The sequence below is a fragment of the Mycolicibacterium aurum genome, assembly GCF_900637195.1.
Taxonomy (GTDB): domain Bacteria; phylum Actinomycetota; class Actinomycetes; order Mycobacteriales; family Mycobacteriaceae; genus Mycobacterium; species Mycobacterium aurum.
In genome coordinates this window covers 400886-420476 of sequence record NZ_LR134356.1, presented here as the reverse complement: position 1 = coordinate 420476, position 19591 = coordinate 400886, and the positions used below count along the sequence as shown (strand labels likewise).

The following is a 19591-nucleotide window of genomic DNA, read 5'->3' as shown; positions in this document are numbered from 1 at the left end:
AGTTGCCAATCGGAAAATTTCCTCAAAAATGCGTAGCGGGCCGAACAAAGGCGTAGATCTGTTGAGGTCAACGCTCCGACAAGCATGGGATTCACAATGCACACACTGCGCGCGGCGCGGAAATCACTGGCCATCGCGTGCGTCGTTGCACTCACCGCCTTCGGGGCGGCCGCCTGCGGCAGCGACGACAGCACCGAAAGCGCCGGCGGGGAGATCACGATCAACGCGACATCGTTCCCCGACTACATCGATCCGCAGCTGTCCTACACGCTGGAGGGCTGGGAGGTGCTGTGGAACGTCTACACGCCCCTGCTCACCTATAAGCACGCCAAGGGCAAAGAGGGCACCGAGGTGGTGCCCGGGCTGGCCGAGGCCATGCCCGAGATCTCGCCTGACGGCCTGACCTACAAGCTCAAGCTGCGACCTGACATGTCCTACTCCGACGGAACACCGATCAAGGCGTCGGACTTCACCTACGCCATCCAGCGGCTGTTCAAAGCGGATTCGGGCGGCTCGGTCTTCTACGACGTGATCGCCGGCGCCAAGGAATACGCCGACGGCGCCGCCGACACCATCACCGGTATCACCACCGACGACGCGACGGGCGACATCACCATCCAGTTGACCGAGCCCAACGGCACTTTCGACAATCTGCTCGGCCTGATGTTCGCGGCGCCCGTACCGCCGACGACGCCGCTGGATGCCGATGCCACCAACAGCCCACCGCCTTCGAGTGGACCGTTCATGATCACCGCTGTCGACGCACCGCGCAGCCTCACGCTGGAACGCAACCCGCAATTCCAGACGGTCAAGGACGCGGGCGCAGACAATGTCGCCGACGCCGGCGTCGACAAGATCACCCTGCTCGAGAACAAGAACCAGAGCGCGCAGGTCACCGACATCATCCAGAACAAGGTCGATTTCATGATCGACCCACCCCCGTCGGACCGGTTGCAGGAGATCAGGTCTCGCTATTCGGACCGATTCCGCATGGAGGATTCGATCAACACCTACTACATGTTCATGAACACCGAGCGGGCGCCGTTCAACGACGTCAAGGTGCGCCAGGCGATCAACTACGCGATCGACCCGGAGGCGCTGAACCGGATCTTCGGCGGCAGGCTGCACCCCACCCAGCAGGTACTGCCCCCGGGCATGCCTGGCTACCAGGAGTACAAGCTGTATCCCGGACCTGACCTGAACAAAGCGAAACAACTTATCGCCGAGGCGAATCCGGCAGATCGCGACATCACCGTCTGGACCGATGACGAGCCGGATCGCAAGCGGATCGGCGAGTACTACCACGACCTGCTGACCCAGCTGGGCTTCAACGCGACGCTGAAAGTGATCGCCGGTGACGTCTACTGGACCACCGTCGGCAATCAGTCCACCCCGGACGTGGACACCGGATTCGCGGACTGGTTCCAGGATTTCCCCCACCCGGATGACTTCTTCCGGCCGCTGCTGCACGGTGACAGCATCCTGCCCACCAACGGGAACAACCTGTCGCGAGCCAACATCGGGCCCAACAACGCCAAGATGGACGAGCTGCTGACCAAGCAGATCACCGACGAGGGCGTCGAGCAGCAGTACGCCGATCTGGACCGGGCATACATGGAACAGGCCGTCTGGGCCCCGTACGGCAACGAGCAGTTCACCACGTTCCTGTCCGAGCGGATGGACTTCGACAAGTCCTATCACCACCTACTGTTCAACCAGGACTACTCGTCGTTCGCGCTGAAGTAGCGCGCGTGACCACTCCCCTCACCGAGGTTCCCGGCGAGCCACCGCTACCCACCGGCGTTCCCGCAGCACAGATACAGGGCCGCAACCCGTGGTATCTGGCGTGGCTCCGGCTGCGCCGCAACAAAGTGGCGATCGGCTGCGGTGTGCTGTTCGTGCTGTTGGTGGTGTTCACATTGTGTGCGCCTCTGTGGGCCGAGTACGTGGCCCAGACCGGGCCGAACGACAACCACATCACCGACACCGTGCTGGTCGACGGGACGGAGACCGACATCGTCGCCCCCGACGGCACGCCGTTGGGTCCCGGGCTGCGTGGCCGCTATCTGCTCGGGGCAGACCAGAACGGGCGGGATGTCATGGTGCGGTTGATGTACGGCGGCCGGACCTCGATCTACATCGGGGTTGCCGCGGCCGCCGTCACCACGGTGCTGGCGGTGCTCGTCGCGCTGTTCGCCGGCTACTACCGCGGCTGGATCGACGCGCTGCTGTCGCGGGTGCTCGACGTGGTCTGGGCGTTCCCGGTGCTGTTGCTCGGCATCGCGCTGGGCACCACGCTGGCGATCGGCGGTCTCAAGCTCGGCCCGGTCGCCATCGCCGGGGACTCTATCTGGATACCGATCCTCATCATCGGTCTGGTCTATGTCCCCTACATGGCCCGGCCGTTGCGGGGTGAGATCCTGGCGCTACGGGAAAAGGAGTTCGTCGAGGCCGCCGTCGCCCAGGGAATGGGCCCGCTGCGCATCATGTTCGGCGAACTGCTGCCCAACATCGTCTCGACCGTCATCGTGTTCTTCACGCTGAACATCGCCAACAACATGCTGCTGGAGTCCGCGTTGTCATTCCTCGGTGCCGGCGTCCGGCCCCCGAACGCGTCCTGGGGGACGATGATCGCCGACGGTTTCCAGATGATCTACACCGCGCCGCACCTGACCGTCGTCCCCGGGCTGATGATCGTCATCACGGTGTTGTCGCTCAACGTGTTCGGGGACGGCCTGCGTGATGCGATGGATCCCAAAGCCAAGATCAGGCTGGAGCACTAGTGGGACGGTTCATCGCCAAACGGCTGATCGGGATGGTCGCCGTGCTGTTCGCGATCTCGGTCATCGTGTTCCTCATCTTCAACGTGATCCCGAATTCCGACCCCGCAGCCCGGATCGCGGGTAAGAACGCCGATCCTGACCTCATCGCCCGGGTGAACGCGGATCTCGGTCTCGATCAACCGCTACCCGTGCAGTACCTGACGATGATGAAGCAGATCTTCACCGGCCAGCTGACCTCCTATGCGAGCAATCGCAATGTGCTGGAGCAGATCTGGGAGGGGCTGCCGGCGACGTTCTCACTGTGCATCGGGGCGGCGGTGGTGTGGATGTCGCTGGCCGTACTGTTCGGCTATCTGAGCGCCGTGCACTCGGGCCGGTTCGCCGACCGGGCGCTGACGGTGTTGTCCCTGGTGGGCATCTCGATGCCGGTGTTCTGGCTGGCGGCGATCCTGCTGTACTTCCTCAGCTACAAGATCCAACTGTTCCCCACGGGCAGCTATGTTCCGCTGACCGACGATCCCCTGGATTGGGCGTATCACCTTGTGCTGCCGTGGTTCACGCTGGCCGTACTGTTCGTCGGCTTCTACAGCCGGGTGCTGCGCTCGAACATGCTGGACGCCATGAACGAGGACTATGTCCGGACCGCTCGGTCGAAGGGGCTCAGTGAGCGTCAGGTCCGGATCCGACATGTGCTGCGCAACTCCATGATTCCCATCGTGACGCTGTTCGGTCTGGATTTCGGGATGGTGGTCGGTGGCGGCGCCATCCTCACCGAGACCGTCTACAACCTCGACGGTGTCGGGCTCTACGCTGGCGAGGCGATCCGCAGTCTGGATCTGCCGCCGCTGATGGCCGTGGTGATGTTCGGCGCGTTCTTCATCGTCCTGTTCAACACGCTCGTCGACCTGGCCTATGCGGCACTGGATCCGCGGATCCGGCTGGGAGAGGCGGCGCCGGCATGAGTGACGCTCCACTCCTGCGGGTCGACGACCTCCGGGTCAGCTTCGCCACGGAGGACGGCATCGTCCGGGCGGTCGACGGGGTGTCGTTCGACCTCGCCCCGGGCGAGATCCTGGCCATCGTCGGCGAATCCGGCTGCGGCAAGAGCGTCACCGCCCAGACCCTGACCGGGTTGACGCGGGCCCCCAACGCAAAGATCACGGGATCGGTCACCTACCGCGGCAGGGAGATGACCGGTCTCGACGACGACGGCCTGCGCGACATCCGCGGCGAGGAGATCGCCATGGTGTTCCAGGATCCGATGTCCTCGCTGAACCCGGTCTACCGGGTCGGCGATCAGATCGCCGAGATGGTGCGGGCACATCGTGACGTCTCGAAGAAGGAGGCTCTGGCTAGGGCCGTCGAGTTGTTGACATCGGTGGGCATCCCGAATCCTGCGACGCGGGTGCGCAGTTACCCGCACGAGTTCTCCGGCGGCATGCGCCAGCGGGTGATGATCGCGATGGCGCTGGCGTTGGAGCCGGCGGTGCTGATCGCCGACGAGCCGACCACGGCGCTGGACGTCACGGTGCAGGCCCAGATCCTGCGACTGATCGCCGATCTGAACCGCGAGCGCGATCTGGCCGTCGTGCTGATCACCCACGACCTGGGTGTCGTCGCCGAGGTCGCCGACCGGGTGGTGGTGATGTACGCCGGCCAGATCGTCGAGGACGGCAGCCTGGACGACATCTTCTACTCGCCGCAGCACCCCTATACGTGGGGGCTGCTCGGATCGCTGGCCCGGCTGGACCGGCCCCGCACCGCGCGGCTCGCCCAGATCAGCGGGCAGCCGCCGTCACTGCTGGACCCACCTCCGGGGTGCCGCTTCGCCCCGCGCTGCGCGTTCGAGTTCGACCGATGCGGTGAACCGCCGGCGCTGGACTCGGACCGCAGCCCGACCCACCTGGATCGGTGCTGGCTGGACGAGGACGTCAAGAAGCGGGTGCGGTCATGACGGGATCCTCCGCCGAGCCCTTGCTCGAGGTCACCGACCTGGTCAAGCATTTCCCGATCAAGTCCGGCGTCATCGTCGAGCGGGAGGTGGGCCGCGTCCGCGCCGTGGACGGCGTCAGCCTGACCCTCAACGCCGGCGAGACACTGGGACTGGTCGGCGAATCCGGCTGCGGCAAGTCGACACTGTGCCGGGCCATCCTGCAGCTGACGCCGCCGACGTCGGGCTCGGTGCGTTTCCTGGGGCAGGAGCTGGTCGGGATGTCCCGCCGGGATCTGCGGCCGTTGCGCAGGCAGATGCAGATGATCTTCCAGGATCCGTACGCATCGCTGAACCCGCGGAAGCGGATCGGGCAGATCGTCGGCGACCCGATGGATCTGCACGGCCTGGCCAGCGGCGCCGACCTCAAGCGCCGCGTGCAGGAGCTGCTCGACCGCGTCGGCCTCCGCCCCGAGCACTACAACCGCTATCCCCATGAGTTCTCCGGCGGTCAACGGCAGCGCATCGGTATCGCTCGCGCGTTGGCGCTGAGGCCGAAGCTGATCGTCGCCGACGAGCCGGTGTCGGCGCTGGATGTCTCGGTGCAGGCGCAGATCGTGAACCTGTTGAAGGACCTGCAGGACGAACTGGGTCTCTCGTATCTGTTCGTCGCGCACGATCTCGGCGTGGTCCGGCATGTGTCCGACCGCGTCGCCGTCATGTATCTGGGCAAGGCGGTGGAGGACTCGGGCACCGACGCGCTCTATGAGCGGCCGATCCACCCGTACTCGAATGCGCTTCTGTCTGCGGTGCCCATTCCGGACCCGCGCCGCAACGAGGCGCGCGATCGGTTGGTCCTCGAGGGGGATGTGCCCAGCCCCAGCAATCCGCCCGACGGGTGTCGATTCCACACCCGGTGTCCGTGGAGCACCGATGTCTGCTCTGTCGACGAGCCGGCGATGACCGCGTACGAGGCGGGACACGCCGCGGCGTGTCATCATCCGCGCAACGTCGTCGAGAACCGGGTCGGATAACGAGAATCGGCTCGATCGGCTGTCCCCTCCGCAGCCGATCGAACCGACGTTGCAAACATAGGCGCGGGGGACCCTCGGAAGGAATCGGGGAAAACCCTATTTCTTGCGCGGGAAATGACCGGGGCGGACGATACCGGCTGGTCAGGGGCCGTCGGGCACCAGAATCGGGATGGGCACCGGGACGAACGGGATGTCGAGATAGGTGGTCGTTATCGCTGTCGTCGGGGGCGCAGTGGTCGGCCGGGTGGTCGTCGGCGCGGTCGTGGGCGGCGTCGTCGTGGTCGGCGGGGTCGTTGTCGTCGTCGGCGGCGTCGTGGTGGTCGTCGTGGTCGTGGTCGTCGTGGTGGTCGTCGTGGTCGTGGTGGTCGTCGTCGTGGTGGTGGTCGGCGACGTCGTGGTCGTGGTGGGGGCCGGGGGCGGCGTGGTGGTGACGACAGGCGGAGGCGCCTCGCTGGCCGGCGGGGGCGGCGCGGTCTCCGGGTTCTGCTGCGGGACGGTGACCGTCTCCGGCGGTGGTGCGCTGGTGGGGACGAGCGCGCTGCTCAGCGGGACGTTGCCCGGGGTCGGCGGCGTACGGTCGGAGCTGTCGAAGCTGGTCAACGCGATGGCGGCGCCGCCAACGGCCAGCAGTGCGACCGCGGCGATCACTCCCACCAGCGTCACCGGGAATCGGGGACCGGGTGGGCTCTGCGTGGCACCGGCGTCCCAGTCGTCTCGTCCGACATCGTCTCGTGCCGAGGAGTCGGCGAGTACGTACGGGTTGGCCCGCTCGGGAATGTCTTCTCCGGTGTACGGAACGACATCGTCGCCGCCCGCGTCGTCCTGAGACCACGCCAGCGCGTACGTGCTGTCGGCGGCGGCGGGCGCGGCCACGGTGGAGAAGTCCGCGACGGCTGCCGCGGTGGCGGTGTCGGCACTGCGGCCGTACGCGGCGAACAGCGCGGCGCCGGCGGCCGCGTCGAGCGCCGGGCGCGGCGTCGTCACCACGGGCACGCGAAATCGCTGCGAAACCTGCTCAGCGATAAGGGGTATCGCCGATCCGCCGCCGACGAGCACCACCGACGACACGTCGCTCCAGCCGATACTGTTGCGCGCCAACAGGTCCTCGAGTGCACCGAACACGCCGTCGAGCGGACGTGCGATCAGCTCCTCCAATTCGGCTCGCGTCACCCGGACTTCGCCGGTGTGGCCCGGTATGTCCACGGTCAGCCCGGTGGCGGTCTGGGCCGACAGCCGCTCCTTCGCCGAGCGGCACTCCTCGCGCAGTCTGCCGAGCGACCCGACCGCGGCGGTCTGGGCGGGATCGATGCCGCTGCCCCCGGCGACGCCCTCCAGCACGTGGCTCAGCAGTGCCTGATCCACTTGGTCACCCGCGAACTCGGCGAATCTCTCCGTGCCACCGATGACGGCGAATGCCGACGCCGCGTCGACGGCGGTGATGCTGGTGCCTCCGCCGCCGAAGTCCAGCAGCACCGCCACTCCGCGCCGGTCCAGCCCCGGGGTGACGTTGATCGCGGTTAGTGCGGCCTCGGCGTCAGAGATGAGCCGGGGCCGCCCGCCGCCCGGTGTCAGCACCGCGCTGGCCCCCAGCGCACCCGCCAGGGCGTCTGTGATGTCCCGGTTCCAGTACGACGGCACGGAGATCGCCACATCGGACAGGGTCTGCCGGGTGGCCAGGCCCGCCATCGCCTCCAGCGCCTCGACCACCAGCTGTTCGGCGGGGTAAGTGGCGCCGTCCGCCGCCACCAGCGGCACCGGGTCGCCGACGCGTTCGACGAAACCGGACAGCACCACCCCGCCCGGCTGCGCGGACGCCTCCCCGACCTCGGGGGCGGCGTGGCCATAGATGGTCAGCATCGATCGGCGGATCACCGGCTGGCGGCCGACCGTTGCCGCGGCGAGGTTGGTGGTTCCGATGGACAACCCCAACGCTTCGCTCATGATTCACGCACCTTAAACCGCGACGACGGGTCGGCGCATCTGACACCCCGCGCCCGGCCCGGGCGAACCCCTCTGCGCCACCAGGTGTTTCGACGCGCCCGTCAATCAATTTCGGGACACTCGATCCGTCGGACACCCCTGGTGTGCTGCAATGTCGCCATGAGTGACATCGACGAGATCAAACAGGTCAAATATCGCTACCTCCGCGCGCTCGACACCAAGAACTGGGACGATTTCGCCGACACTCTGACCGAGGACGTCGAAGGCCGGTACGGCGAGTCGATCGGCGAGGAACACCACTTCACCAACCGTGACGATCTGGTCGGCTTCATGCGCAACTCGTTGGGACCCGAGATTCTCACCGAGCACCGGGTCAACCATCCGGAGATCACCGTCGACGGCGACGAGGCCACCGCGACGTGGTACCTGCAGGATCGGGTGATCGCGCCCGACTTCAACTTCATGCTGATCGGTGCGGGTTTCTACCACGACAGGTATCGGCGCACCCCCGACGGCTGGAAGATCTCCGAGACCGGTTATGACCGCACCTACGACGCGTCGATGAAGCTGGACGCGTTGGAGTTCAAGGTCAAGGCCGGGCGCGCGCTGAACATCTGAGCGGTTTGGACCGGTAGGTCACTCGGTGATGGCGATCATCGCGCCGGGCCGCAGCCAGCGCATGATCGTCACCAGCGTGGCGTCGTCGATGGCCACACATCCCGCGGTGGGTCCGCCGTCGGTGCTGTGCACGAAGAATGCGCCGCCCTTGCCGGGGATCCGCTCCTTGTTGACGCCCATCACCACCGCGTGCGCGTACTGCGGGATGTCGAGGTTCTCGGTGCCCGCGCTCAGCGACGTGTTGAACGGGCAGTTCTCCTTGTCGCACACCTGCATGGTGTTGTAGGTCGGGCTCTTCATGTCGCCGTCCCACCAGTGGTTGGACCCCACCTGGACATACTTCAGGCCGCTACCCGGATCAGGTTGGGTGCCGAACGCGAAGTCGAGTGTGTAGATCCCCTTCGGCGTCATCATCGACCCGTCGAAATGGTTGGGCGACATGCCTTTCTCGCCGATCTTGGCCGGGACGCCGACACCACCGGTGACGGGTCGCCACCCCGCCGCTGTCCGCTCCCACACGTCGAGCTTGGCGTCGGACCCCCCGGTTCCGGTGACGGCGAGCACCTGGGTGGCCGAGCCGACCGAGTTCGCGAACCAGGGCGAGAACTCGGCGCCGGCATGCGGTGCGCTCAGGAAGCCCAGGGCCGCCGCACACAGCAGGATCACCAGGCGGCGCACGACGCGGACACCGTCGGCCCGTCGCTTCGCGCGCCCCGACAGGACACGGTCAGGTCGAGGCGCGATCGGCATGCACCAACTGTGCCATCCAGGTCCGCCATTTCGGCGCTTCTGCCTCGGCAGTGTCGGCGGCGGATTCCCCGTACAGATAGAGGCTGACCATGACCCTGGTCTGGCCGTCTGCGACGCAGCCGCCCACGACGGCGATGCCGGGACCGGGTGCGTCCAGTCGCACCATCACGTCGCGGAAATCCCGCTTCTGCGCGATGCGTTCCACCACCCCGGCCAGTTGCGGTGCGGCGAAACGGGATTCGCATCGCTGGCCGACGTCGACCCCGGCGACTCCCACCGCGGCCGCCAGGGAGGACCACGCGGACGCCATGTCGCCCGGATGTGTGGCGGCAGCGAGGACACCGGCGACGGGCTGACCGGGGAAGTCACGCAGGTACAGCCGCAACACCTCGAAGAATCCGGGCCAGCCGGTCTCGAAGCTCTCCAACTCGTCGTCCCAGTCGTCTTGATCGGTGAACAGGCTGTGCACCATGCGGACCACGCACCGGTCACCCGAGCGGCTGGTGACCGTGACCTCGGTCGCCACCGGTGGCGCGTCGCCGCTCCATTCATGCTCCTCGTATCCCAGCCGCACCGGCGGTTCCCACTCGGTGACCACCCCGGAACTGACCGCACCGTCGCCGAAGTCGAAAGCGATGGCTCCGCCGACGCGTTCGTCGACCGAGGTGGGCGTGAACCAGGCGCTCATCCCGGGACCCGTGGCGATCGCGTCCCACACCTGCTCCGGCGTTCCGGGAACCAGGAACTCCACCTCGACCCAGCGGCGCCCGTCGTCGTCCTTCTTCAGAGGCATTACCGGTCCTTTCGCGTCGGCATCGGATAGGCGGCGAGTAGCACGCGGTGCGGGCGGCCGCCGGGATCGCTTTCGTCGTGGTAGCGCGCCACCAGGCCGGTCACGGCGGCGGCCAGTTCGTCGGTGAATGCCGCACGCTCGGCGGCGGACCGGAAGGTGACCGACGTGTCGATCGTCAGCGTCGCCAACCGCTTGCGTGTGTCGCGCGCGGCGCGCCACAGGTCGCCGACCTCACGGACCGCGCGCGCGGCCACCGCGATCAGGTAGCCGGCCGACAGCCGATCGCGGGCGGCGTCTGGGTTTGCCGCAACAGGACCCAGTGCCGCGGGCGACACGACGTAGGACGACGCGGTCGCGACGAGCAGACGCTCGGTCAATCCGCCCCACCGGCGCTCACCTGCAGCTTCGACCAGTCGGTGCTGCTCCAACGCCCGCAGGTGGTAGTTGACCTTCTGCCTGGTGATCCCGACCCGGGCGGCCAGGGTGGCGGCGGAGGCGGGTTCGCCCAGCTCGGCGAGCAGCCTGCCGCGGATCGGATCGAGCGCGCTGACCGCCGCGGCGGGGTCGGCGATGACCTCGATGTCGAGCACAAAACCCATCGTCGCCTTGACAGAAAAATCTGTCAAGGGATGCGGCAGATAGGTTGGCGGTATGAATCTTGGGACCTTGCGACGTCGCGGCCGCGGTATCCGTCAGATCGGCGAAGGCCTGGGCACGCTGGATCGCGAGGTCTTCGAGGCGGTCGCGGAATCGCCGAGCCCGCTCCTGGACGCGGTCATGCCCCGGCTGACGAGCGCCGCCGACCACTCCAAGCTGTGGTTCGCGATCGCGGCGGGGTTGACCGCGTTCGGCACGCCGTCGATGAAGCGCGGCGCCACCCGCGGCGTGCTGACGCTGGGGGTGACGAGCCTGCTCACCAATCAGGTGGCCAAGCGGGTGTGGCGACGCGAACGTCCGAGCCGCCTGCTCGTGCCGCTGGCCCGGCAGGGCCGCCGGTTCCCGACGTCCAACTCATTACCGTCGGGACACTCGGCCAGCGCAGCGGCGTTCGCCGTCGGAGTCGGGCTGGAGACGGCGCCGCTGGGCCTCGGACTGGCTCTGCTGGCCGGCCTTGTCGGCATGTCACGGGTGGCGACCGGGGCGCACTACCCGGGCGACGTCCTCGCCGGGTTCGGCCTCGGCGCGGGGATCGCGGTGCTGGGAGCGCGAGTGGTGCCGCCCGTCATCGAGACGCGGCTGCCCAACGTCGAGCCGCTACGGGTGGACGCCCCGGCGCGCCCGCAGGGCAAGGGCGTCACCATCGTCATCAACCCCGCTTCCGGAAGCGGTACCGGCGCGCGCGTGCTCGACGAGGTGCGCGAGGCACTCCCGCAGGCCGAGATCGTCGAGCTTGGCGAGGACGACGACGTGGTGCAGGTGCTGCAGTCGGCCGCGGAGCGCGCGGAGGTGCTCGGCATCGGTGGCGGCGACGGCACCGTGGCCACCGCGGCGGCGATCGCACTCGAAGCGGGAATGCCGCTGGCGGTGTTCCCCGCGGGTACGTTCAACCACTTCGCCAAGGACATCGGGTGCGACACCACCGCCAAGACCGTCGCGGCGATCCAGGACGGCTCGGTGTACTGCGTCGACATGGTCTGCCTGAACGAGAAGCAGATGGTGATCAACACCGCCAGCATCGGCGCCTACCCGCGGTTCGTGCAGACCCGGGAGAAGCTGGAGCACAAGATCGGCAAGCCGCTGGCCGGTATCTACGCGATGTTCCACACGCTGCGGCGGTACGAGCCCGTGCGCATCGAGTACGACAACAAATCGCTGCTGACGTCGCTGTTCTTCCTGGGCAACTCCACGTACCTGCCGTCGGGCTTCGCGCCGTCGCGCCGGACCCGGATGGACGACGGGCTGATCGACATCCGGATCCTGGAAACCGGACGCCGGCTGAGCCGGCTCCGGATCCTGACGGCGGTGGCGCTGGGGCGGCTCGAGCGCAGCCCGCTCTATCACGAGCTGCGCGTGCCGGAGTTCGCGTTCCGGTCCCCCGACGGCCCGACGGTGCTGGCGCTCGACGGCGAGGTCGGCACCGAGCTCGACGAGGCGAGCTTCAGCGTGCGTTATCGAGCGCTTCAGGTATTTCGTCCCGTGTGGTGACGGGTGCCGTCGGCGGCACCAGAAGCAGGCACACGACGAAGTACGCGTAGCCGAGGGCCCATCCGGCCACCACGTCCGAGGGGTGGTGCACGTTGAGCACCACCCGGCCGATGCCGATCGTCACGACGATCACGGCGCCGAGCGCGATGAGACCGGCCCGCCGTCCCGGCCGCACCCGCGGTAGAGCGACGGCGAGCAGCGCGGCGACGCACACCATGACACCTAGGGCATGACCCGACGGGAACGATGACGACAGCGCCGACACCATCGCGGTGTCCGGTCGCGAGCGGTCGGCGAAGTGTTTGGCGGTCTCGGTGACGATGCCGCTGAATTCGACGCTGACGATGAGGAAGATCGCCACGCGGATGTGGCGTCGGACGAAGGCCATGACGATGACCACGACCGTCGCGATCCGGAACGCCCCGGGCCCCAGCACCGTGCAGTAGATGTCCCACGCGGTCACCCAGCCGGGGCGGGCTTCACCGAAGCGGTACGCCGCGTCGAGCGCGGCGGTATCGACACGCGCGAGCCACGACCAATCCTGGGCAAACCCCACCCACATGAGCGCGTAGATGCCGACGGCCCCGATGGCGGCGCCGATCAGCCATCGGCTGGTCACATTCACGAGACAAGCTGTACCACCAATTCGTGTGGCAAATATTACGGGACCCATTACGCTGCACCTGTGGCCGGACTGCTGCGCAGGCTGTTCCGTATCGGCAAACTTCCCGCCGACATGCGTGCCCAGGTCGAGGCCGAGGGCGTCATCCATCTGTCCGAATGCGTGGGGGTGGCGGCGCGGTTCACCGGTCACATCCCCGGCCGCAGGTCGGTCGGTCTGGTGCGCGGCTACGGCGGAGCGCTGGTCCTGACGAACCGGCGACTGCTGGCGACCATGTCGGCACTGCCGGGTAGGTCGGGACGGGCCGTCGATCAGCCCTGGACTACGCCGAAGACGGGCGCGGTGAGCGGCACGCTGTCGGCGACCGGTTTGACGCTGCAGGTCGCCGACCTGTCGTCGGTCGACCCGCAGTTCTCCGGGACCCTGTCGGTGACGTACACGACGGGGTTATCGGCCGACGTGCTGGCCCGGGTGCCCGCGCGCACGCTCGCCTTCGACGTTCCGCCCACGTTCGTCTACAGCGTGCTCGGTGTGCCGCGTGGCTGAGCTACCGTTCGTGCATGGCCGTATTTCTTCGGAAGCTGTTCCGAATCGGCAGGCTTCCCAGCGCCCTGCGCGCTGAGGTCGATGCCGAGGGAGTGCTGTTCCTCGCCGAGTACGTCCCCGTCACCCGCCGCTTCCGGGGCACCGTGCCGGGTCTGCGCTCCGGGGGCAGCATCGCGAGCTACGTCGGCTCGCTGGTCATCACCAACGAGCGGGTGCTCGCGACGCTGTCGTCGGTGCCCAAGCTCGCCGGCCGGACTATGGACCACCGCTTCGACGCCCCGCAGACCGGCGCTGTCAAAGCCGAACTGTCGCGCACCGGCCTGACCCTGGAGGTCGACGTCGCCGCCGTCGACTCTCGCTGCTCGGGCGAGCTGTCCCTGCACTACAAGGACGAGATCCCGCAGGATGTGCTGGCGCAGGTGCCCCGCACGTCGCTGGCCTTCGACGCACCCCCGGAATTCGTCTTCCGTGCCGTCGGGGTGCCCTACCACCCGTAATCCTTCGCGCTTTCCCCGCACACGGTGTCGACACAGGAAAGGAACCCGTGACCACACCACGCCGAGACAACGTTCTGCTCGTGCACTGGCACGACCTCGGCCGCTATCTCGGTGCGTACGGGCACGCCGACGTCGACAGCCCGAGACTGGACCAACTGGCCGCCGAAGGCACACTGTTCACCTCCGCGCATGCCACCGCGCCACTGTGCTCACCGTCGCGCGGCTCGTTGTTCACCGGGCGCTACCCACAGAGCAACGGCCTGGTGGGCCTGGCCCATCACGGCTGGGAGTACCGGCCCGAGGTCCGCACACTCCCCCAGTTGCTGTCCGAACATGGCTGGTACACAGCACTTTTCGGTATGCAACACGAAACCTCGTACCCGGCCAGGCTGGGATTCGACGAGTTCGACGTGTCCAACTCGTACTGCGAATATGTCGTCGAGCAGGCGACACGATGGCTCGGCGACGCGCCGAAAGAGCCGTTCCTGCTGACCACCGGCTTCTTCGAAACGCACCGGCCCTATCCGCACGACCGCTATGAACCCGCCGAGGCCGAGGCGGTCACGCTGCCCGACTACCTGCCCGACACCGCCGACATCCGGCAGGATCTCGCCGACTTCTACGGAGCGATCACCGTCGCCGATGCCGCGGTGGGTCAGCTCCTCGACAGGCTGGAGCAGACCGGGCTCGACCGCACCACGTGGGTCGTCTTCGTCACCGACCACGGGCCCGCCCTCCCCCGTGCGAAGTCCACGTTGTACGACGCGGGTACGGGTATCGCGCTGATCGTGCGGCCGCCGCGCGGCGGTGCCGCGACACCGAGGATCTACGACGAACTCTTCAGTGGCGTCGACCTGGTGCCCACGCTGCTCGAACTGCTCGGTCTCGACATCCCGCCGGATGTGGAGGGGCTCTCCCACGCAACACAATTGACCGACGGAGCCGACCCTGCGCGCACCGAGGTCTACACCATGAAGACCTACCACGATTCGTTCGATCCGATCCGCGCGATCCGCACCAAGGACTACAGCTACATCGAGAACTACGCGGTACGGCCGTTGCTCGATCTGCCGTGGGACATCGCCGACAGCGCACCGGGGCGCGTCGTCGAACCGCTGGCCTGCACTCCACGGCCGGAACGCGAGCTCTACGACCTGAAGGCCGACCCCACCGAGACAACCAATTTGCTGGGCCCCGAGGCCACCGAGAGGGCCGAGGCTGTCGGCACCGAGCTGGCCCTGCTGCTCAACGAATGGCGTCAGAAGACCAGGGACGTCATCCCGTCGGACTTCGCGGGCAGCCGCATCGCCGACCGCTATACGCAGACCTACGCCCACATCAACAAACTCGAGATCCCAAGTCGCTCAGCCACTGCCGTCGAGCGCGGCCTCGATCAAGATCGCGGCGCCGCACAATAGTTTCACTCAGCACGATCGCAAATCCCGGTGGTGCTGCCTCAGGCGATTGGGGTTAAGCTCTCGCGCATGTCAGCCAGCCCGACGGCGTACCTGGTGCTCGCCTCTCAGCGCAGCGGCAGCACGTTGCTGGTGGAATCGCTGCGGGCGACCGGGGTGGCCGGCGAGCCCGGCGAGTTCTTCCAGTATCTGCCGACCACCAGTCAGTCGCCGCAGCCGCGCCAATGGTTCGAGGGCGTCGAGGACGAATCGATCCTGCGGCTGCTGGACCCGCTCGACGAGGGCAAGCCCGATCTGGCCCCACCGGAGATCTGGCGGGACTACATCCGCACCGTCGGGCGGACCCCGAACGGCATCTGGGGCGGCAAGCTGATGTGGAACCAGACGCCGCTACTGTTGCAGCGCGCCGCAGGCTTGCCCGACCGTTCCGGGACCGGGCTGCTCTCCGCCATCCGCGACGTCGTCGGCAGCGACCCCGTTCTCATCCATGTCTATCGACCGGACGTTGTCTCGCAGGCGGTTTCGTTCTGGCGGGCGGTCCAGACCCGGGTCTGGCGCGGCAGGCCCGACCCGGTGCGCGATGCACGTGCCGAGTATCACGCCGGGGCGATTGCACACGTGGTGACGATGCTGCGGGCCCAGGATGCCGGCTGGCGCAACTGGTTCGCCGAGGAGAACGTCCAGCCCATCGATGTGCCCTACCCGGTGCTGTGGCGCAATCTCACCCAGGTGGTCGCCGAGGTGTTGGAGAGGATCGGGCAGGATCCGCGCCTGGCGCCCGCACCGGCGCTGGAGCGCCAGGCCGATCAGCGGTCCGACGAATGGGTGGACCGCTATCGCGCCGACGCAGAGAGGGAGGGTCTTCCCACATGACGACAGACACCGACGACGCCGTCCGCGTGGACGAGCTCCGGCTGCTCGAAGCCGAGGCCGTGCACATCATCCGCGAGGTGGTGGCCGAGCTGGAGCGGCCCGTGCTGCTGTTCTCGGCAGGAAAGGACTCGATCGTCCTTCTCCGTCTGGCGGAGAAGGCTTTTCGGCCCGGACCGCTGCCGTTCCCCGTCATGCACGTCGACACCGGGCACAACTTCGACGAGGTGATCGAATTTCGCGACCGGCGGGTGACGTGGGAAGGGCACAAGCTGATCGTCGCGTCGGTGCAGGAGACCATCGACTCCGGCCGGGTGGCCGACCCCGGACCACTGGGCTCACGCAACCGGCAGCAGACCCGCACGCTGCTCGACGCGTTGGAGGCCGGCCGCTTCGACGCGGCGTTCGGCGGAGCGCGTCGCGACGAAGAGCGGGCCCGCGCCAAGGAACGCATCCTCAGCTTCCGCGACGAGTTCGGTCAATGGGACCCGCGCGCTCAGCGTCCCGAGCCGTGGTCGCTCTACAACGGCCGGATCCGCCGCGGGGAACAGGTTCGGGTGTTCCCGCTGAGCAACTGGACCGAGCTCGACATCTGGCGCTACATCGAGTTGGAGAAGCTCGAGTTGCCGTCCATCTACTTCGCCCACGAGCGTGAGGTGTTCGAGCGGGACGGGATCCTGCTCGCCGTCTCCGAGTACGCCCGGCCGAACGACGGCGAGACCTCGTCGGTCGAATGGGTCCGCTACCGCACGGTGGGTGACCTGACCATCACCGGCGCGGTGCGCTCCCGGGCGACGACCATCGACAAGGTGATCTCCGAGATCTCCGCTGCCACGGTCTCCGAGCGCGGCGAGACCCGGGCCGACGACAGGACGTCGGCGGCGGCGATGGAAGACCGCAAGCGCGAGGGGTATTTCTGATGAGCGCTCGCGCGAAGAAGCGGGGATACTGATGAGCGCTCGCGCGAAGAAGCGAGGATACTGATGAGCGCCACCACACGACAGCTGCTGCGGATCACCACCGCGGGATCGGTCGACGACGGCAAGAGCACGCTGATCGGACGGCTGCTGCACGATACCGACAGCCTGCCGCTGGATCATCTGGAGGCGGTGACCGACGAGGAGGGGGTGGCCGACCTCGCCGCGCTGTCCGACGGTCTGCGCGCCGAACGCGAACAGGGCATCACCATCGATGTCGCCTACCGGTTCTTCTCGACCGAGAACCGCAGTTACATCCTGACCGACACCCCCGGACACGAGCGCTACACCAGGAACATGTTCACCGGAGCCTCCAACGCGCATGTCGCCGTGCTCCTGGTGGATGCCCGCGCCGGCGTGCTGCGCCAGACCAACCGCCATGCTCGAATCGCGAAGCTGTTGGGTATCAAGCACTTTGTCGCAGCGGTCAACAAGATCGACCTGGTCGATTTCGACGAGGGTCGATTCCGCGAGGTGGAGGTGGAGCTGCAGCGGGTGGCTGCGCGGCTCGGCGACGCCGAGATCACCGTCATCCCCGTCGCGGCGAAGCTCGGCGACAACGTCGTGCACCGGTCGGACAACACGCCGTGGTACCAGGGACCAGCCCTGCTGGAGTACCTCGAGTCGGTGGAACTGACCGCACCGCATGCGGAGTCGCGCAGCCTGCGCCTTCCGGTGCAGTGGGTGTCCCGACCGAGCCCACACCAGCGCCGCCGCTACACGGGCCGATTGGCCGCCGGCACGCTGAGCGTCGGGGATTCCGTCATCAGCCTTCCTGCCGGCACCCGATCGACCGTCACGGCAGTCGACACCCTCGACGACGAGCGCCCGACAGCCGTTGCACCCCTGTCGGTCTCGATCGAGCTCGCCGATGACATCGACGTCGGTCGGGGTGATGTGTTCGTCAGCGGGGCCGACGATGCGACGCTGCCGGTGCTGGCCCGCGAGCTCGACGCCACCGTGTGCTGGTTCCGCGACGCTCCGCTGCGCGCGGGCGATCGACTGGCTCTCAAGCAGGGCACCCGCACGGTCCGTGCCACCGTGCAGACGCTGCACTCCAGGCTCGACCCCGAGACGCTCGACGAGCTCGACAACCCGGTGGAATTGGTCCTCAACGACATCGGGGTGGTGACGCTGCGCACCAGCTCGATCGTGGTCGCCGACCCGTATACCGAGAATCGCGACAGCGGCGCGTTCATCCTCATCGACGAGACGTCCAACGACACCGTGGGTGCGGGGACCATCGTCGAGCCCCGTGAGGTGAAACCCGGTGAGCAGACACGCAATGACATCCGTTGGCATCCCTCGTCTCTGGAACGGGACTACCGAAGGGCGGCCACCGGGCAGCGCGGCGCGACCATCTGGTTCACGGGTCTACCGGCGTCGGGTAAGTCGACCGTCGCCGTGGCGGTGGAGCGGGCGTTGGTCGATTCGGGTCAGGTCGCCTACCTGCTCGACGGCGACAACATCCGCCACGGCCTGTCCGACGACCTCGGCTTCTCCGCGGGTGACCGCGCCGAGAACATCCGCAGGGTCGGGCATCTCACTCGGTTGTTCGCCGACGCGGGTGTGGTCGCGCTCGCGTCCCTGGTGTCGCCGCTGAAGTCCGACCGTGAGATCGCGCGGGCCCTCAACGACGCGGCGAAGCTCCCGTTCATCGAGGTCTATGTCGCGACGCCGCGGGAGGAGTGCGAGAAACGTGACCCGAAGGGGCTGTACGCCCGGGCGCGGGCGGGCGAACTGAAGGGGCTCACCGGCGTCGACGCGCCCTACGAGCCTCCCGACAACGCCGACCTGGTGCTCGACACCACCGGCGCAGACATCGATCAGCTGGTGGCGCAGGTCATCGAGCTGCTCGACCAGCGCCGCTAGTCCTTCACCTGGGCGACAACGAATATCCGCCGAAACGGGAAGAACGTGATGCCGTCGGAGCGGACGGGATAGGCGACGTCGAGCACGGGGATCAGCTCATCGCGAAACTGCGCCCACTGCTCGTCCGACAGGGCGGCGCGCACCGGCCGCAGCGCCGTGCCGTGGATCCATTCCAGCACCGGGTTCGCCCCGGTCAGCTCGTGCACATAGGTGGTCTCCCAGGCGTCGACCGCGCAGCCGGCGTCGGTCAGAAGCCCGGCGTAGCCGTCGGCCGTCCTCACAACTTCCGACTTCTCGAAAGGAAAGTCGCGCAACAGTTCTGACCACTCCGGCCGGCGCACCAGGTCGCGCACAGCCTGATGGGACGGCGCATCGAAGTTCCCCGGGACCTGGAAGGCGAGCCACGACCCCTCGGCGAGTTGCGCGGCCCAGCGGACCAGCAGCTCGGCATGCTCGGGCACCCAGTGCAACGTCGCATTGCTGACCACGACGTCGGTGTCGGGCGCCGGAGTCCAGTCGCGGACGTCGCCCACTCTCGCGTCGACGCCCCGTGCCCGCGCGGACTCCACCATCTCCGGGGACGAGTCCCAGGCCTCGATCGCGGCGTCGGGCCAGCGCACCGACAGCGTCTCGGTGAGATTGCCCGGCCCGCAGCCCAGATCGACGATGCGGCGTGGAGTGCGGGCCCCGACCCGTGCCAGCAGATCGTAGTAGGGCCTGCCACGGTGGTCGGCGAAGGTCAGGTAGACGTCCGGGTTCCACATGGCGACAGTCTGACACTTCGCATCGACGCGCGGT

Annotated in this window: 19 protein-coding genes; 13 read left to right on the top strand and 6 right to left on the bottom strand. The window is 67.6% G+C overall.

Going from position 1 to position 19591, the window contains the following annotated elements:
* Positions 1-84 precede the first annotated feature (84 nt).
* The 5 genes from EL337_RS01980 to EL337_RS01960 are packed head-to-tail and all read left to right on the top strand — an operon-like array spanning position 85 to position 5747.
* Positions 85-1746, top strand: coding sequence for an ABC transporter substrate-binding protein (locus tag EL337_RS01980; protein WP_370737154.1), 1662 nt, complete (start codon positions 85-87; stop codon positions 1744-1746).
* 5 nt (positions 1747-1751) lie between these two features.
* Complete coding sequence (locus tag EL337_RS01975; protein ID WP_048632460.1) at positions 1752-2783, top strand: ABC transporter permease; 1032 nt, start codon at positions 1752-1754, stop codon at positions 2781-2783.
* Positions 2783-3745 carry an ABC transporter permease gene (locus tag EL337_RS01970; RefSeq protein WP_048632461.1) on the top strand — a complete coding sequence of 321 codons (963 nt, stop codon included), beginning with the start codon at positions 2783-2785 and terminating at the stop codon, positions 3743-3745. The genes EL337_RS01975 and EL337_RS01970 overlap by 1 nt, the downstream gene beginning before the upstream one ends.
* Positions 3742-4737, top strand: a complete 996-nt coding sequence (locus EL337_RS01965; RefSeq protein WP_048632462.1) for an ABC transporter ATP-binding protein — start codon at positions 3742-3744, stop codon at positions 4735-4737. Before EL337_RS01970 ends, EL337_RS01965 begins: the two co-directional genes overlap by 4 nt.
* Complete coding sequence (locus tag EL337_RS01960; RefSeq protein ID WP_048632463.1) at positions 4734-5747, top strand: ABC transporter ATP-binding protein; 1014 nt, start codon at positions 4734-4736, stop codon at positions 5745-5747. The genes EL337_RS01965 and EL337_RS01960 overlap by 4 nt, the downstream gene beginning before the upstream one ends.
* Before the next feature lie 141 nt (positions 5748-5888).
* Here the strand turns inward: EL337_RS01960 and EL337_RS01955 are convergent, their stop codons facing one another.
* Positions 5889-7688, bottom strand: a complete 1800-nt coding sequence (locus EL337_RS01955) for an Hsp70 family protein (RefSeq protein ID WP_048632464.1) — start codon at positions 7686-7688, stop codon at positions 5889-5891.
* A gap of 159 nt (positions 7689-7847) precedes the next feature.
* Between EL337_RS01955 and EL337_RS01950 the strand changes: the two genes are divergently transcribed.
* A complete protein-coding gene (locus EL337_RS01950; RefSeq protein WP_048632465.1) occupies positions 7848-8306 on the top strand; it encodes a nuclear transport factor 2 family protein in 459 nt (152 codons plus the stop codon).
* An 18-nt stretch (positions 8307-8324) separates the two neighbouring features.
* Here the strand turns inward: EL337_RS01950 and EL337_RS01945 are convergent, their stop codons facing one another.
* Genes EL337_RS01945 through EL337_RS01935 form a run of 3 tightly spaced genes read right to left on the bottom strand, consistent with a single transcriptional unit; the run spans position 8325 to position 10439 of the window.
* On the bottom strand, positions 8325-8984 hold the full coding sequence (locus tag EL337_RS01945) for a L,D-transpeptidase family protein (RefSeq protein ID WP_048632617.1): 660 nt from the start codon (positions 8982-8984) through the stop codon (positions 8325-8327).
* A gap of 49 nt (positions 8985-9033) precedes the next feature.
* A complete protein-coding gene (locus EL337_RS01940) occupies positions 9034-9849 on the bottom strand; it encodes an SRPBCC family protein (RefSeq protein WP_197724168.1) in 816 nt (271 codons plus the stop codon).
* Complete coding sequence (locus tag EL337_RS01935; RefSeq protein ID WP_048632619.1) at positions 9849-10439, bottom strand: winged helix-turn-helix domain-containing protein; 591 nt, start codon at positions 10437-10439, stop codon at positions 9849-9851. The genes EL337_RS01940 and EL337_RS01935 overlap by 1 nt, the downstream gene beginning before the upstream one ends.
* A 61-nt stretch (positions 10440-10500) precedes the next feature.
* Between EL337_RS01935 and EL337_RS01930 the strand changes: the two genes are divergently transcribed.
* Positions 10501-11994 (top strand): bifunctional phosphatase PAP2/diacylglycerol kinase family protein, encoded by a 1494-nt coding sequence (locus tag EL337_RS01930; protein WP_048632466.1) that lies wholly within the window; start codon positions 10501-10503, stop codon positions 11992-11994.
* Here EL337_RS01930 and EL337_RS01925 read toward each other — a convergent pair.
* Entirely contained in the window at positions 11948-12556 is a 609-nt protein-coding gene (locus EL337_RS01925; protein ID WP_370737158.1) for a phosphatase PAP2 family protein, read from the bottom strand. The genes EL337_RS01930 and EL337_RS01925 overlap by 47 nt on opposite strands.
* A gap of 123 nt (positions 12557-12679) precedes the next feature.
* Between EL337_RS01925 and EL337_RS01920 the strand changes: the two genes are divergently transcribed.
* The 6 genes from EL337_RS01920 (at position 12680) to cysC (ending at position 18793) form a co-directional block, all read left to right on the top strand.
* Positions 12680-13162, top strand: coding sequence for a hypothetical protein (locus EL337_RS01920; RefSeq protein ID WP_048632467.1), 483 nt, complete (start codon positions 12680-12682; stop codon positions 13160-13162).
* 14 nt (positions 13163-13176) lie between these two features.
* Positions 13177-13659 (top strand): hypothetical protein, encoded by a 483-nt coding sequence (locus tag EL337_RS01915; RefSeq protein ID WP_048632468.1) that lies wholly within the window; start codon positions 13177-13179, stop codon positions 13657-13659.
* 47 nt (positions 13660-13706) lie between these two features.
* On the top strand, positions 13707-15077 hold the full coding sequence (locus tag EL337_RS01910; RefSeq protein ID WP_048632469.1) for a sulfatase family protein: 1371 nt from the start codon (positions 13707-13709) through the stop codon (positions 15075-15077).
* Between the two features lie 66 nt (positions 15078-15143).
* Entirely contained in the window at positions 15144-15947 is an 804-nt protein-coding gene (gene stf0, locus EL337_RS01905; RefSeq protein ID WP_048632470.1) for a trehalose 2-sulfotransferase, read from the top strand.
* Positions 15944-16864 carry a sulfate adenylyltransferase subunit CysD gene (gene cysD, locus EL337_RS01900; RefSeq protein ID WP_048632471.1) on the top strand — a complete coding sequence of 307 codons (921 nt, stop codon included), beginning with the start codon at positions 15944-15946 and terminating at the stop codon, positions 16862-16864. The genes stf0 and cysD overlap by 4 nt, the downstream gene beginning before the upstream one ends.
* 63 nt (positions 16865-16927) lie before the next feature.
* A complete protein-coding gene (gene cysC, locus EL337_RS01895) occupies positions 16928-18793 on the top strand; it encodes a sulfate adenylyltransferase subunit CysN (RefSeq protein ID WP_048632472.1) in 1866 nt (621 codons plus the stop codon).
* Here the strand turns inward: cysC and EL337_RS01890 are convergent.
* Positions 18790-19557, bottom strand: a complete 768-nt coding sequence (locus EL337_RS01890) for a trans-aconitate 2-methyltransferase (protein WP_048632473.1) — start codon at positions 19555-19557, stop codon at positions 18790-18792. The genes cysC and EL337_RS01890 overlap by 4 nt on opposite strands.
* Positions 19558-19591 lie beyond the last annotated feature (34 nt).